At 72.7% G+C, this 14982-nt stretch carries 15 protein-coding genes; 4 read left to right on the forward strand and 11 right to left on the reverse strand.

The features are described from left to right. Position 1 precedes the first annotated feature (1 nt). The 9 genes from BUE41_RS13180 to BUE41_RS13220 all read right to left on the reverse strand — a co-directional run bounded on the left by BUE41_RS13180 (position 2) and on the right by BUE41_RS13220 (position 7789). Entirely contained in the window at positions 2-799 is a 798-nt protein-coding gene (locus BUE41_RS13180; protein ID WP_073457373.1) for a thymidylate synthase, read from the reverse strand. Positions 800-812: 13 nt separating this feature from the next. Beyond that, positions 813-1865, reverse strand: coding sequence for a 1,2-phenylacetyl-CoA epoxidase subunit PaaE (gene paaE, locus BUE41_RS13185; RefSeq protein ID WP_073457374.1), 1053 nt, complete (start codon positions 1863-1865; stop codon positions 813-815). Next, complete coding sequence (gene paaD, locus BUE41_RS13190; protein WP_143172131.1) at positions 1866-2375, reverse strand: 1,2-phenylacetyl-CoA epoxidase subunit PaaD; 510 nt, start codon at positions 2373-2375, stop codon at positions 1866-1868. Further along, the gene (paaC, locus tag BUE41_RS13195; RefSeq protein ID WP_073457376.1) at positions 2372-3250 is read right to left on the reverse strand and encodes a 1,2-phenylacetyl-CoA epoxidase subunit PaaC; all 879 of its coding nucleotides are present in this window, start codon (positions 3248-3250) and stop codon (positions 2372-2374) included. The genes paaD and paaC overlap by 4 nt, the downstream gene beginning before the upstream one ends. Beyond that, entirely contained in the window at positions 3247-3534 is a 288-nt protein-coding gene (paaB, locus tag BUE41_RS13200) for a 1,2-phenylacetyl-CoA epoxidase subunit PaaB (RefSeq protein WP_073457377.1), read from the reverse strand. Before paaB ends, paaC begins: the two co-directional genes overlap by 4 nt. Continuing rightward, a complete protein-coding gene (gene paaA / locus BUE41_RS13205; RefSeq protein WP_234997224.1) occupies positions 3531-4469 on the reverse strand; it encodes a 1,2-phenylacetyl-CoA epoxidase subunit PaaA in 939 nt (312 codons plus the stop codon). The genes paaB and paaA overlap by 4 nt, the downstream gene beginning before the upstream one ends. 84 nt (positions 4470-4553) lie before the next feature. Beyond that, positions 4554-5153: a TetR/AcrR family transcriptional regulator gene (locus BUE41_RS13210; protein WP_073457378.1), complete on the reverse strand. Its 600-nt coding sequence runs from the start codon at positions 5151-5153 to the stop codon at positions 4554-4556. 8 nt (positions 5154-5161) lie between these two features. After that, complete coding sequence (locus BUE41_RS13215; protein ID WP_073457379.1) at positions 5162-6001, reverse strand: enoyl-CoA hydratase/isomerase family protein; 840 nt, start codon at positions 5999-6001, stop codon at positions 5162-5164. Positions 6002-6394: 393 nt separating this feature from the next. Next, positions 6395-7789 (reverse strand): FAD-binding oxidoreductase, encoded by a 1395-nt coding sequence (locus BUE41_RS13220; RefSeq protein ID WP_073457380.1) that lies wholly within the window; start codon positions 7787-7789, stop codon positions 6395-6397. Positions 7790-7998: 209 nt separating this feature from the next. Between BUE41_RS13220 and paaZ the strand changes: the two genes are divergently transcribed. After that, the gene (gene paaZ, locus BUE41_RS13225) at positions 7999-9990 is read left to right on the forward strand and encodes a phenylacetic acid degradation bifunctional protein PaaZ (protein WP_073457381.1); all 1992 of its coding nucleotides are present in this window, start codon (positions 7999-8001) and stop codon (positions 9988-9990) included. A 50-nt stretch (positions 9991-10040) separates the two neighbouring features. Next, positions 10041-11300 carry a phenylacetate--CoA ligase PaaK gene (paaK, locus tag BUE41_RS13230; protein ID WP_084754899.1) on the forward strand — a complete coding sequence of 420 codons (1260 nt, stop codon included), beginning with the start codon at positions 10041-10043 and terminating at the stop codon, positions 11298-11300. A 91-nt stretch (positions 11301-11391) separates the two neighbouring features. On the opposite strand, the gene BUE41_RS13235 is transcribed toward paaK, so the two are convergent. After that, positions 11392-11616: a hypothetical protein gene (locus BUE41_RS13235; protein ID WP_073457383.1), complete on the reverse strand. Its 225-nt coding sequence runs from the start codon at positions 11614-11616 to the stop codon at positions 11392-11394. Between the two features lie 199 nt (positions 11617-11815). Here BUE41_RS13235 and BUE41_RS13240 point away from each other — a divergent pair, with 199 nt between their 5' ends. Next, positions 11816-12430, forward strand: coding sequence for a TetR/AcrR family transcriptional regulator (locus tag BUE41_RS13240; protein WP_234997226.1), 615 nt, complete (start codon positions 11816-11818; stop codon positions 12428-12430). A 77-nt stretch (positions 12431-12507) separates the two neighbouring features. After that, positions 12508-13890 carry an alkaline phosphatase PhoX gene (locus BUE41_RS13245; RefSeq protein ID WP_200803882.1) on the forward strand — a complete coding sequence of 461 codons (1383 nt, stop codon included), beginning with the start codon at positions 12508-12510 and terminating at the stop codon, positions 13888-13890. A 105-nt stretch (positions 13891-13995) separates the two neighbouring features. On the opposite strand, the gene ligD is transcribed toward BUE41_RS13245, so the two are convergent. Continuing rightward, a complete protein-coding gene (ligD, locus tag BUE41_RS13250; protein WP_234997228.1) occupies positions 13996-14973 on the reverse strand; it encodes a non-homologous end-joining DNA ligase in 978 nt (325 codons plus the stop codon). Positions 14974-14982: the final 9 nt, after the last annotated feature.

A 14982-nucleotide genomic window follows, 5' to 3' on the forward strand; every position in this document is an offset into this window, starting at 1 on the left:
GTCAGACCGCGACCGGCGCGGGGATGGCCGGGTGCGGGTCGTAGTCCTCGAGGACGAAGTGCTCGAAGGTGTAGTCGAACAGGCTCTCGGCGGGCTTGAGCCGCAGCGTCGGGAACGGCCGCGGCTCGCGGGCCAGCTGGGTGCGCACCTGCTCGACGTGGTTGTCGTAGATGTGGCAGTCGCCGCCGGTCCAGATGAACTCGCCGACGCGCAGCCCGACCTGGTCGGCGATCATGTGCGTGAGCAGCGCGTAGCTGGCGATGTTGAACGGCACGCCGAGGAACAGGTCCGCGCTGCGCTGGTAGAGCTGGCAGGACAGCTCCCCGTCCGCGACGTAGAACTGGAACAGCGCGTGGCAGGGCGCCAGCGCCATCCGCGGCAGATCGGCGACGTTCCAGGCCGACACGACCATCCGCCGCGAGTCCGGGTCCTCCCGCAGCGTGCGCAGGACCTGCTCGATCTGGTCGACGTGCGCGCCGCTCGGGGTGGGCCACGAGCGCCACTGCACGCCGTAGATCGGGCCGAGATCGCCGTCGGGTCCGGCCCACTCGTCCCATATCGTGACGCCGTTCTGCTGCAGCCAGGTGGCGTTGCCGTCGCCGCGCAGGAACCACAGCAGCTCGTAGGCCATCGACCGGAACGCGACCTTCTTGGTCGTGATCAGCGGGTACCCGTCGGCGAGCCGGTAACGCAGCTGGTGACCGAAGATCGAACGCGTGCCCGTGCCGGTGCGGTCGGACTTGCGGGCACCCGTGTCCAGCACCAGGCGCAGCAGGTCCTCGTACTGCGTGTCGGGCATGCGGCGAGCCTAGTCAGGCGTCGTAGTCGACCGTCACCGACGCCGTGACCGGGTGGCTCTGGCAGGTGAGCACGAAGCCGGCCGCGATCTCGTCGTCCTCCAGCGCGAAGTTGCGCCGCATCTGGACCTCACCCTCGCGCACGCGGGCCCGGCAGGTGCCGCACACCCCGCCCTTGCAGGCGAACGGCAGGTCGGCGCGCACCTTCTGGGCGGCGTCGAGCACGGTCTCGGCCCGCGGCAGGGTGAGCGTGGTGGACCGGCCGTCGAGCACGACGGTGACCTCGCTGGTCTCCCCCGACACGGTGGCTTCCGCGCGGTGCACCGCGGGCGGTGGCTCGTCGACGTAGAACAGCTCGCGGTGGACCCGCTCCTTGGCGACCCCGCGGGCGCGCAGCACCTCCTGCGCGCCCGTGGTCATGCCGTACGGGCCGCACAGCCACCACTCGTCGACGTCATCGACGAGCACGAGGTGGTCGAGGATGCGACCGAGGCGGTCGGCGTCGAGCCGGCCGGAGAAGATCTCCGCGGCCATCGGCTCGCGGGACAGGACGTGGATGAGCTGCAGCCGGGGGCCGTGCAGGTTCTTCAGGTCGGCGAGCTCCTCGGCGAACATCACCGTGTCGGTGCGGCGGTTGCCGTAGATGAGGGTGACGGCCGACTCCGGGTTCGCCAGGACGGTCGCGGCGATCGACAGCACCGGGGTGATGCCCGAGCCGGCGGCGATCATGCCGTGGTGGCCGGGCCGGGTCAGGTCCGGGGTGAACTGGCCCGCGGGCGGAGCGACCTCGACGGTGTCGCCGGGCTGCAGGCGGTCGACCAGCCACTCGGAGAACAGGCCGCCGTCCACCCGCCGCACGCCGACGCGCGGAGCGGCCCCGGCCGGTGCGCAGATCGAGTACGACCTCCGCTCCTCCACACCGTCGACGACCAGCCGCAGCGTCAGGTACTGGCCGGGCCGGAACGCGAACTCGGTGCGCAGGTCGTCGGGCACCGCGAAGGTGACGGCGACGGCGTCGTCGCACAGCCGCTCGACGTCGGCCACCGTGAGCTTGTGGAAGCGGGCCACTCACAGCTCCTTCATGTGCTGGAACGGTTCGCGGCACGCAGTGCAGCGGCGCAGCGCCGTGCAGGCGGTGGGGCCGAACCGCGAGGTCTCCTCGGTGGCGGGTGATCCGCACCGCGGGCAGCGCACCACGTCGGACGGCGGGAGCAGGGTGAGCGGCACCGGTCCGCCGCGGCGCGGAGCGGGGCCGGGCGGGGCGACGCCGTGCTCGGCGAGCGCGCGGCGGCCGTCCTCGGTGATCCAGTCGGTGGACCAGGCCGGGGAGAGCACCGTGCGCACCTCGACGTCGCGGTACCCGGCGGCGGTGAGGCTGCGCTGCAGGTCGGCGCGCATCTCGGTGAGCGCGGGGCAGCCGGAGTAGGTCGGGGTGATCGTGACGGTGACCCGGTCGCCGTCCTCGGTCACGTCGCGCAGCACGCCCAGATCGGCGAGCGTCAGCATGGGCATCTCGGGGTCGCGCACCGCAGCCGCGATCTCCCAGGCGCGCGAGCGGACCGGTGTCGTCCGGTTCACCACTTCGCCCCCGGGTGCTGGCGGGCCAGGCTCTGCATCACGGCGAGCATGTGGCCCAGCTGCTCGGTGTGCACGCCCTGCCGGCCGGCGCGGCCGCGGACCGTGCCGCGCGGCGGGCGATCCGGCCGGGTGAGGGTGGCCTGCGGCAGCAGCTCGTCGAGGACGGCGTCTACGTCGGCGCGGGTCTCGGCGGGGTTCGCCGCGACACCGGCGGCGATCAGGCGCTCCTCGACGTCGGAGACGCGGTAGAGCTCCTCGACGTAGGGCCACACGGTGTCCAGTGCGGCCTGCATGCGCCGGTGCGACTGCTCGGTGCCGTCGCCGAGGCGCAGTGTCCAGCGGGCGGCGTAGTCGCGGTGGTAGGCGACCTCCTTGACGCCCTTCTCGGCGACGGCGGCCAGCACCGGGTCACGCGAGCCGAGCAGCCGCTGCAGCAGCGCCAGCCGCCACGAGGAGAACAGCAGCAGACGAGCGATCGCGTGGCCGAAGTCGCCGTCGTCGGTGAGCTCGGCGAGCGCGACGTTGCGGAACCGGTCCTCGTTGCGCTGGAAGGCCAGCTCGTCCTCGTCGGCGCCGGCACCGAGGTGGGCGGCGCGGGACAGCAGGAGGCGGGCCTGGCCGATGAGGTCGAGCGCGGTGTTGGCGAGCGCCACCTCCTCCTCCAGCTCGGGCGCGTTCGACACCCACTCGGAGATCCGGTGGCCGCAGACGAGCGCGTCGTCACCGAGCATCAGGCAGTACTCGGCGAGGTCGGCGGCGTCCACACCGTCGGGGACGGGCGCGGTGATCTCGGTGGCGACGTCCTCGATGCCGGTGCCGAAGGCCCACTGACCGTGCTCGTCGCGAGCATCGGAGAGCGCGTCGAAGACGGTCACAGGTTCGGCACCCCTTCCGGGATCGTGTAGAAGGTCGGGTGCCGGTAGACCTTGTCGCCGGCCGGGGCGAAGAACGGGTCCTTCTCGTCCGGGCTCGACGCGGTGATCGCGTCGGAGCGGACGACCCAGATGCTCACGCCCTCGTTGCGGCGGGTGTAGATGTCGCGGGCGCTGCGCAGCGCCATCTCGTCGTCGGCGGCGTGCAGCGAGCCGACGTGCACGTGGTTGAGGCCGCGCTTGCTGCGCACGAACACCTCGTACAGCGGCCAGTCCCGCCTGCTCACGCCGCCACCTCCTGCTTGCGCGCGTGCTTCTCCGCGTACGCGGCCGCGGCCTCCCGCACCCAGGCGCCGTTCTCGTGGGCGCGACGGCGGTGCGCGAGCCGCTGGGCGTTGCACGGTCCGGCGCCGGCGAGCACGGCCTTGAACTCGGACCAGTCGATCTCGCCGAAGTCGTAGTGGCCGCGCTCGGGGTTCCAGCGCAGGTCCGGGTCGGGCAGCGTGACGCCGAGGGCCTCGGCCTGCGGCACCGTCATGTCGACGAACCGCTGGCGCAGCTCGTCGTTGCTGTGCCGCTTGATCTTCCAGGCCATCGACTGCTGGGTGTTCGGCGAATCGGAGTCGGGCGGGCCGAACATCATCAGCGACGGCCACCACCAGCGGTTCACGGACTCCTGCACCATGGCCCGCTGCTCGTCGGTGCCCTGCATCATCGCCATCAGCAGCTCGTAGCCCTGCCGCTGGTGGAACGACTCCTCCTTGCAGATGCGGATCATCGCCCGTGCGTAGGGGCCGTAGGAGCAGCGGCACAGCGGTACCTGGTTGCAGATCGCGGCTCCGTCGACGAGCCAGCCGATCACGCCGACGTCGGCGTAGGAGAGCGTCGGGTAGTTGAAGATCGAGGAGTACTTCTGCTTGCCGGCGAGCAGCAGCTCGGTGAGCTCGGCGCGGTCGGCGCCGAGGGTCTCGGCCGCGGAGTACAGGTAGAGCCCGTGGCCCGCCTCGTCCTGGACCTTGGCCAGGAGGATCGCCTTCCGGCGCAGGGTGGGCGCGCGCAGGATCCAGTTGCCCTCCGGCTGCATGCCGATGATCTCGGAGTGGGCGTGCTGGGCGATCTGACGGATGAGCGTGCGGCGGTAGCCCTCGGGCATCCAGTCCCGCGGCTCGATGCGCTGGTCCGCGGCGATCGTCGCGTCGAACTGCGCCTGCAGGTCGTCCACGGGGTCCTCCTCGACCGAATGTTCGTTCGGTTTGAGGATGCCGCACGGGTTGCAAGTCCGCAAGTGGCTAGGTGGTTGCGCTGGTCAGGGCGCGGGCAGGATGCCTGAGAACGCGGCGTCGGCGACCTGCTGCGGCAGCTCGGCGCTGCGCGGATGCCCAGGCCGGTACCACTCGGCCACGGAGTTCACCAGGCCGGACAGCAACCGCGCGGCCAGCGTCGGGTCGACGTCGGCGCGCAGCTCCCCCGCCTCCATCGCCTCCCGGACCAGGCCCGCGATGTGGGCGTCGTAGGCGCGGCGACGTTCCAGCGCCCACCGCTCGGTCTCGGTGTTGCCGCGCACCCGCAGCAGCAGCCGCACGTACGGCAGCTCCCGCTGCAGCACCGCCACCTGCGAGGTGACGATGTGCCGCAGCCGCTGCACGGGGGTGCCGGTCTTCGCGCCGGGCTCGTCGAGCACGGAGAACAACCCGTTGAGCGCCACCTCCAGCCCGGCCCGCAACAGGGCCTCCTTGCTGGGGAAGTGGTGGTAGAACGACGACTTCGTGATGCCCGCGGCGCGGGAGAGGTCCTCCATGCTGGTGGCGTCGTAGCCGCGGGTGGTGAACTCGAGGACGCACACCTCGAGCAGCGAGCCCGGCCCGTTGGCCGGGCGGCGCGGGCGGCGGCCCGTGCTCGTCGTCATGCCGTGCCTCACGAACCGGTGAACGTGGGGGTGCGCTTGGCGAGGAAGTCCGCCACCGCCCGCTGGTGGTCCTTCGTGGCGCCCAGCCGGGTCTGCGCAGCCCACTCGGCCTCCAGCACGTCGGGCAGCGCGGAGATGGCCCCGCGGCGCACCGCTCGCTTGATCTCGACGTAGGCCTTCGTCGGCCCGGCCGCGAGCCGGCGGGCGAGGTCGAGCGCCGCCGACTGCAGCTCGTCGGCCGGGACGACCTGGCGGACCAGCCCCCAGTTCGCGGCCTCCTCGGCGGTGAACGACTCGTTGAGCATGAGCAGGTCGGTCGCTCGGGCCACGCCGACCGCGTGCGCCAGCGTCGCGGACAGGCCGGAGTCGGCGGTGAGCCCGATGCCGGCGAATGCGGTCGAGAACTTCGCGCCCGCGGCGGCGATGCGCAGGTCGCAGGCCAGCGCGAACCCGAGCCCCGCCCCGACGCACGACCCGTTGATCGCCGCGACCACCGGGAAGGCCAGGTCGACCAGCCCGGAGACGATCGGGTTGTAGTGCTGCTCGACCGTGGCGAACGCCGCGGCCGGACCGGCCTCCAGCGCAGCGGCGTGCTCCTTGAGGTCCTGGCCGACGCAGAACGCCCGGCCCGCACCGATGAGCACCAGCGCACGCACGTCCACCTGGGTCTCCAGCTCACGGATCGCGGCCAGCAGCGCGGTCTTCAGCTCGAGGGTGAGCGCGTTGTAGGTGTCGGGGCGGTTGAGGGTCAGCACCGCCACCGCGGGATCGACCTCGTCCCTGGCCAGCAGCACGGCGGGAGCCGGGTCCGCCGCGACGGCCGGTTCTGCGACCTTGTCATCACCCATGGAGCGCAGCGTAGCGGCCGACCGAACGATCGGTCGCGTTCGAACACGCGCGGCCAGGCTCGCGCGTCCCGCGTTCCGCCCGGCGAGTCCCGTGTTCCGCCCGGCGAGTCGCGCGTTCCGCCCGGCGAGTCGCGCGTGCGGGCGAGCGAGTCCCGCGATCGGTCGGGCGAGTCCTGCACATCGGCCGGACCGAACGCGCACCTCGCCGCTTGCGACGCAGGACTCGCCGCACCGCACGCACGAGTCACATAACGCACAGCGGGATTCGTGGTGCCGGACGCGAGACTCGCGGCGCCGGGTGCGGGACTCGCCCGGATTGGACGCGGAGGTCGCCCGACGGGACGCGAGACTCGCGCGACCGGGGCGGGCGCACGGCGCGCCCGGCCGCGGCCGTCAGACGGGCTTGATGTTCACGTTGTTGCGGAAGACGTTGCCCGGGTCGTACACCGCCTTGATCTGCGCCAACCGATCCAGCTTCTCCCGCCCGTACGCGGCCAGCACGCGCTCCTCCTCCACGTCACCGGACATCGAGTTGACGTACCCGCCGATGCTGCGGCTCAGCGGACGCAGCGCGTCCCACAACCCGCGCGCCCACGCTCGGTCGGCGACCAGGGTGTCCGGGTCGGGGCAGATCGGGAACAGGAACAACTCGCAGCGCGGTTCGCGACGACCGCCGAACGCGGTCTCGTCCTCGCCGACCTCCGTGTAGGCGGCGTCGAGGCGGTAGGCGATCAGCACGGTGAGCGGGGACGCCTTCTGCGGCAGCCGCTCGACCAGCACGTCGATCACCGGATCGGTGAAGTCGTCGATCTCGATCGTCTTCTCGTAGGCGTGGTAGCCCCACGCGGTGCCCTCGTCGAAGACCTTCTGCAGTTCCGTGTACGGCAGAGGCGTGCAGAAGTCGAACAGCGGGGGCAGCGCCGCCCGCAGCCGTCCGGCGACCCGGGCGTGCTCGGCCGAGTCGCCGAACCCGGCCAGCACCAGCGCGTACCCGGGTCGCATGTGGTGCTCCTGCGGCACGAACGGGGCAGGTGGCGCGTTCGTGAAGGCGATGAACGCGTTCAGCGTGCGCGGCAGCCCGCCGACGACGTCGCGCATGAGCCGCAGCGCCTCGACGCCCTGCTCGACCGGCCAGAAGAACAGCCCGAAGTCGATCATCGGCCCGACCTCGTGCAGCCGGAACTCGAACTCGGTGACCACCCCGAAGTTCCCGCCGCCGCCACGGATCGCCCAGAACAGGTCCGGGTGCTCAGCGCGCGACGCCCGCAGCACGCGCCCGTCGGCCACGACGATCTCGGCGGACTCCAGGTTGTCGATCGCGAGCCCGAACCGGCGGGTCAACCACCCCATGCCGCCGCCGAGCGTCAGTCCCCCGACGCCGGTGTGGCTGATCGCCCCGAGCGGCACAGCGAGGCCGTGCTCCTGGGTCGCGGCGTCCAGATCCCCCAGCAGCGCCCCGGCCTGCACCCGCGCCCTGCGCGTCTCGGGATCGACCTGCACGGTGCGCATCCCGCTGAGGTCGATCATCACCCCGTCGTCGCACGTGCAGCGCCCTGCGACGTTGTGCGCGCCCGACCGCACGGCGATCTCCAGGCCCGCCAGTTGACCGAAGGCGACCGCGGTGGCCACGTCGTCCGTGGTGGCGCACCGGGCGATGACGGCGGGGCTCCTGTCGATGTCCGCGTTCCACACCTTCCGCGCCTCGTCGTAGCCCGGATCGCCCGGCACGACGACCTCTCCCCGCATCGCTGCACGTAGCTCCGGCACCGTTCCGACGGCTGTGCTCATGATCCCTCCCCGACTCATGGCCGCCCCTCGGCGACCGGAAGGCCTCGCCGAACGGGGCAGCGGCGTTATCGGATTCCCGCGGACCACCCGATCGGCGCGCAGCCGTCCGGACGCCCGGTGCTGCCCGTGCCGCACCGGGCTGTTCCGTGTGACGCAGCGCACTGGTAGGTTCCCGAACGAATGGTCGGTCGAGCCATTGGAGGCCCACCTTGTCCGCAGCGTTGCGCAGCTACGTCACCGGGGCGTGGCACACCCCCACCGACGAAGGCCGCCCGCTCCACGACGCGACCACCGGCGAGGAGATCGCCCACATCTCCTCGGCGGGCATCGACTTCGCCGCGATGCTCGACTACGGCCGCCGGGTCGGCGGACCGGCGCTGCGCGCGCTCACCTTCCACCAGCGTGCAGCGCTGCTGAAGCAGCTCGCCGGCTACCTCAAAGAGCGCCGGGGAGAGCTCTACGCGGTGTCCGCCCACACCGGCGCCACCGAGAACGACTCCCGGTTCGACGTCGACGGCGGCATCGGCGTGCTGTACGCCTACGCCTCGCTGGGCCGCCGCGAGCTGCCCAACGACACCGTCTACGTCGAGGGCCCGGTGGTGCCGGCGGGGCGCGGCGGCACGTTCGTCGCCCAGCACGTCGCCACCCCCCTGCGCGGGGTCGCGGTGCAGGTCAACGCGTTCAACTTCCCTGTGTGGGGGCCGCTGGAGAAGTTCGCCCCCGCGTTCCTCGCCGGGATGCCGAGCGTCGTCAAGCCCGCCAGCCCCACCGCGTACCTGACCGCGAAGCTCACCGAGCTGATCGTCGAATCGGGGATCCTGCCGGAGGGCGCATGGCAGTTCGTCGCCGGTTCGCTCGGCGACGCGTTCGACCACTTGACCGGTCAAGACCTCGTCGCGTTCACCGGCTCGGCGGCGACCGCAGCCACCCTGCGGGCGCATCCGGTGATCGTCCGCAACGCCGTGCGGTTCTCCGCGGAGGCCGACTCGCTGAACTTCTCCGCGCTCGGTCCCGACGCCGGCCCCGGCACGCCCGAGTTCGATCTCTACGTCGGCCAGCTGGTGACCGAGATGACGGTGAAGGCCGGGCAGAAGTGCACCGCGATCCGCCGGGCGTTCGTGCCGGAGCAGTGGGTCGACGCGGTCGTCGAGGCCGCGGCGGCGAAGCTGGCCGAGACCCCCATCGGGGCGCTGGCGAGTCTGGAGCAGCGCGAGGAGGTGCGGCGCAGCATCAAGGCGCTCGCCGCCGCCGGTCGCATCGCCTACGAGGGCACCGCACCCGACGGTCCGGGCGCGTACCAGGCGCCGGTGCTGCTGGTCGGCGACCCGGAACGGGCCGAGCCGCACGAGGTGGAGGCGTTCGGACCGGTCTCGACGGTCCTGCCGTACACCGCGACCGAGCAGCTGATCGACTACGCCGCCCGCGGCCGGGGCAGCCTCGCCGGCTCGGTCGTCACCGGCGACCGCGCGTTCGCCCGCGAAGTCGTGCTGGGTGTGGCGCCGTACCACGGCCGGGTGCTGGTGCTCACCCAGGCCGACGCGCAGGAGTCCACCGGGCACGGCGCTCCCCTGCCCCAGCTGGTGCACGGCGGCCCGGGCCGCGCGGGCGGCGGCGAGGAGCTGGGCGGCCTGCGCGGGGTCCTGCACCACATGCAGCGCACCGCGGTGCAGGCCGACCCCGATACGCTCACCGCGATCACCGGGCGCTGGGTGCCGGGCTCGGCACGCACCGTCACCGACGTCCACCCGTTCCGCAAGGACCTCAGCGAGCTCAAGATCGGCGACACGATCGTCGCCGGGCCGCGCGTCGTCACCCAGGAGGACGTCGAGCACTTCGCCGAGTTCACCGGCGACACGTTCTACGCCCACATGGACGCCGAGGCCGCGGCGAAGAACCCGCTGTTCGGCGAGCGGGTCGCGCACGGCTACCTGGTCGTCTCGCTGGCCGCGGGCCTGTTCGTCGACCCTGACCCGGGCCCGGTGCTGGCCAACTTCGGCGTGGACGACCTGCGCTTCCTCTCGCCCGTGAAGTTCGGGGACGCGCTGACGGTCACGCTCACCTGCAAGCAGATCACCCCGCGCGACACCGCCGACTACGGCGAGGTCCGCTGGGACGCCGACGTCACCCGCCAGGACGGCACGTCGGTCGCCCGCTACGACGTGCTGACGCTGGTCGCGAAGAAGAAGGGAGCCCAGCAGTGACGCGACTCGGGGAGCCGCCCGCACCGGACACCCTTGACCCGGCCGAGCGCATGTCGGTCGACGAGCTGCGCGCGCTGCAGCTTCAGCGGCTGCAGTGGACGTTGCGGCACGCCTACGAGAACGTTCCGCACTACCGGAAGGCGTTCGACACCGCCGGCGTCCATCCCGACGACTGCCGCGAGCTCTCCGACCTCGCGAAGTTCCCCACCACGACGAAGGCCGATCTGCGGGACAACTACCCGTTCGGCCTGTTCGCGGTGCCGCGGGAGCAGGTGCGGCGCGTGCACGCCTCGTCGGGGACGACGGGGCGGCCGACCGTCGTCGGCTACACGGAGAGCGACATCGCCAACTGGGCCGGGCTGATGGCCCGGTCGCTGCGCGCCGCCGGGGTGCGGCCGGGGCACATCGTGCACAACGCCTACGGGTACGGGCTGTTCACCGGTGGGCTCGGCGCGCACTACGGCATCGAGGCGCTCGGGGCGACGACCGTGCCGATCTCGGGCGGTATGACCCCGCGGCAGGTGCAGCTGATCCGCGACTTCGCCCCGGACGCGATCCTGTGCACGCCCACGTACATGCTGACGATCCTGGACGAGCTGGAGCACCAGGGCGTCGATCCGCGCTCGACGTCGCTGAAGGTCGGGGTGTTCGGCGCGGAGCCGTGGACCGAGGAGATGCGCCGCGAGATCGAGGAGCGCACCGGCATGCACGCCGTCGACATCTACGGGCTGTCGGAGGTGATGGGGCCGGGTGTGTCGCAGGAGTGCGTCGAGACGAAGGACGGGCTGCACATCTGGGAGGACCACTTCTACCCGGAGGTCGTCGACCCCGAGACCGGCGAGCCCGTGCCGGACGGCGAGGAGGGCGAGCTGCTGTTCACCTCGCTGACCAAGGAGGCGCTGCCGATCATCCGGTACCGCACGCGCGACCTCACCCGGCTCCTGCCGGGCACCGCGCGCCCGGCGATGCGGCGGATGCAGAAGGTCACCGGCCGCAGCGACGACATGATCATCCTGCGCGGGGTGAACCTCTTCCCCACCCAGATCGAGGAGATCGTGCTGCGGACCGCGGGGCTCTCCCCGCACTTCCAGCTCGTCCGGCACAAGGAGGGGCGGCTCGACGCGCTCACCGTGCGGGTGGAGGCCCGCCCGGACGCGCCCGCCGAGCGCCGCGCGGCCGCGGCCGCGGAGGTCGTCGAGGCGGTGAAGCAGACGATCGGGGTGACGGTCGGGTGCGAGATCGTCGACCCGGACACCCTGGAGCGCTCCGTCGGCAAGCTCCAGCGGGTGAAGGACCTGCGGGACGCCTGAACCCCGAAGCCCGCACCGCGTCGAGAACGAACCTGTGGTGATCAAGAGGGCTTTTCGATCACCACGACTTCGTTCTCGACGCGGGGTGCGTTCACGAGAAGGAGCCCACCAGCACCGCGGGGACCCGCTCGCCGGTCGCGCCCTCGGCCGCGCGGATGAGACCGGCGGCGGTCAGGCGCCAGGCGGCGATCTGGTCGCTGCAGTAGCGGCCGTCGACGTAGAGGACCGAGCCCGCGCCCAGCTCGGCGTGGCCCGCGGCGACCGCCCGCAGGATGGCCCGGTCGCGTCCGGTCAGCGTCTCCGTCGCCACGCTCATGACCTGCTCCGATGTCGTCGACCCTCGTCGTCCGTGTCGATGTCCAGGATCGGGGTGACGCGGGTCACGCGGCAGTGTCGCGAGGGGCAGAAAGCCCTTACCCCGGGTCCACGCGCGGTGACCCGATGGTGACGCATCGCGCACCGGACACGCCCGGAGATGGTCGGCTTCCGCCCGCCGCGGTGCGACGATCATCGTCATGGTCGCCCACCCACCCCGCCGGATGTCGCCGCAGCGCCGGCGCGAGCACCTCATCGAAGCCACGCTCGAGCTGTTCGCCACGGTGGGGCCCGAGCAGGTGGGTGTCCGCGAGATCACGCGGGCGGCCGACGTGTCGCGCGCGCTGTTCTACCGCTACTTCTCCGGCATCGAGGAGCTGCGGGTGGCGGCGCTGTCGGCGATCGTGCGGGAGCTCGGGGCGAGCATCGCCGACCCGGTCGGCGCCACTCCGCTCGACCAGCTGCGGTCGGCCGTCAACGCCTTCCTCGACGTCGCCGAGAAGCACGCGAAGGCGTACGTGGCGCTGCTGCGCAGCGGCTCGGTGGTGGCGAGCGGGGACACGGCCGCACTCGTCGACGGGGTGCGCGAGCAGATCGTGCGGCTGGTCGTGGAGCGCAGCGGGGTCCCGGCCCCGTCGCCGCTGTTCCTGATGACGGTCCGCGGCTGGGTCGCGCTCGCCGAGAGCGCCACGGTCAGCTGGCAGCAGGACCGGTCCGTGCCGCGCGACCAGCTCGTCGAGTGGCTCGTCGGGCAGCTGCGCGCCATGCTCGCCGAGAACGCGCGCCACGAGCAGGTCCCCGCGGTCTCGTTCTGACTCGGCGCACCTCGCCGAAGGGCCGCGACCGCAGCGCTCGTCGGGCGTTGAACCCGATGTCTGAGGGAGGGGGCGGGATGTCCGGGATCAGCAGGCGCGCGGTGCTGGGGATCGCGGTCACGGGGAGCGTCTCGGCGCTGTTCGCGGGGTGCGCACCCGGGCCGGCCCGCGGCCCCGAGGGCGGTCCCGACCCCGGCCCGGTCGCGCCGTCGCCGACGGCCCCGCGCGGCGGGTACGGGCCGCTGGTGCGCGACCCGGAGGGTCTGCTCGACCTGCCGGAGGGCTTCCGCTACACGGTGCTGAGCCGGGAGGGCGAGCAGCTGCGCTCGGGCGAGGGGAGGGTGCCCGGCCGGTTCGACGGCATGGCCGCGTTCGCCTCCTCCGACGGGCGGCTCGCGCTGGTCCGCAACCACGAGAACAAGCCCGACAGCCCGACCACGGTGCCCCGCGTGGAGGGGCTGGTCTACGACCCGGGCGCCAAGGGCGGCTGCACGGTGCTGGGCCTGGACGCGAACCGGTCGGTGCAGAGCGAACGGGTCGCCCTCGCGGGCACCGCGGTGAACTGCGCGGGCGGGCCGACGCCGTGGGGCACATGGCTGACCTGCGAAGAGAGCGAGGGCCGCGCCGGCGACGACGGGTACGAGCGCGATCACGGGTTCGTGTTCGAGGTCGATCCGTTCGACATGGCCGCCAACCGCGAGCCGCGCCCGATCACCGCGATGGGCCGGTTCCGGCACGAGGCGGTCGCCGTCGATCCGCGCACCGGGATCGTCTACCAGACCGAGGACGCGTCCGGCCCGTTCGGGCTGATCTACCGGTACCTGCCGGACCGGCCGCTGCGCGGGCGGGGCAGCCTGCTGGCCGGTGGGCGGCTGGAGGCGCTGCGGGTGCCGGACGTCGCCGACCTGTCTGAGGTGACCGAACCCGGGACCGTCCTCGAGGGCGTCCAGTGGGTGCCGGTGCCCGACCCGCTGGCGGAGGGCACACCGACCCGGATGCAGGACCACGCCGAGCGCATCACCCGCGCCCAGAAGCTGGAGGGCGCGTACTGGGGCAACGGCGGCGCCTACGTCGTGTCCAGCTACGCGCGCAGCGGGGAGGGCGCGGCCGCGTCGCACCACGGGCAGGTGTGGCGCTACGACCCGGCGGCGAACGCGCTGGTGCTGGAGATCCGCTTCGGCTCGGACGCCGAGCTGGAGCTGCCCGGCGAGTCCCCCGACAACATCGCGATCTCCCCGTACGGCGGGCTGATGGTGTGCGAGGACGGCGCGGGCGGCCAGCACGTCTACGGCGTGGACCGGGCGGGCGAGGTCTACCCCTTCGCGCGCAACCGGCAGGAGGTCGACGACGGCTACGGCGAGTTCGCCGGCGTCACGTTCTCCCCGGACGGCAGCACGCTGTTCGTGAACGTCTACACGCCGGGCACCACGTTCGCGATCACGGGCCCGTGGACCGGGTAGCGGCAGGTCACCCGGAAAGCCCAGCCCGCATCTCCACGAACGGCACTTCCGTGCGCAGCATTCCTCACGAAAGCGGCGTTCGTGGAGATGGGAGCCCGAGCACGATCAGGGCACCGTCACCTCGTCCGGCTCCTTGTCCGGCCGCAGCCCCCGCCAGGCCGCGTGCCGCAGCCGCCCGTCGTGGGTCCAGTTGCGGAACTCCACCTCCCCCACCGTCACCGGCTGCACCCATACCGCGCCGCGGGCGAACTCGCGCGGGATGCGCTCCACCGCGGGCGCGGGGATCCGTAGCGGGGCGAGCAGAGCGGCCAGCTCGTCGAGCATGCGGTCGGTGAACCCGGTGCCGACGTCGCCGAGGTAGCGCAGCCCGTCCGGGCCGTTGCCGGCGAGCAGCAGTGCGCCGATCCCGTTCGCCCTCCGCCCCTTCCCCGGCCGCCACCCGACGACCACGACCTCGTGGGTCTGCACCAACGCGGTCTTGACCCACGCCGGCGAGCGGCGGCCCGGCTCGTAGCGGGACGCGGTCCGCTTCGCGACGACGCCCTCCAGGCCGTGCCTGCGCGCCACCTCCAGCACCTGGTCTGCGGGTAGCCCCTCCACGTTCGGCGGCACCACGACCCGTCCGGGCGCGGCCGGCCCCAGCTCCGCCAGGGCGGCACGGCGCTCCGCGTAGGGTGCGCCGGTGATCCGCTCGCCGTCGAGGACGAGCAGGTCGAACGGGTAGTAGAGCACCGGCAGCTGCGCGAGCAGGTCCGGTGTCGGCGGGCGCATGTGCATGCGGTGCTGCAGGAGCCCGAAGTCCGGCCGCCCACCCGCGTCGAGGACCACCAGCTCCCCGTCCAGCACGAGCACCCGGCCCTCGACCAGCTCGGGCAGCACAGCCAGCTCCGGGTAACCGCCACTGATGTCGTTGCCGTTGCGGCTGTGCGCCCGCCACCGCTCCCCCGCGACGGCGACCACGGCGCGGATCCCGTCCCACTTGAACTCGAACGTCCACCCGGGCCCCTGCGGCGGGCGCTTCGCCGCGGTCGCGAGCATCGGCGGGATGTATCCGGGCAGGTCGCCGGCCTCCCTGCGCTCCATCGCCGCACC

Source organism: Pseudonocardia thermophila (assembly GCF_900142365.1).
Taxonomy (GTDB): domain Bacteria; phylum Actinomycetota; class Actinomycetes; order Mycobacteriales; family Pseudonocardiaceae; genus Pseudonocardia; species Pseudonocardia thermophila.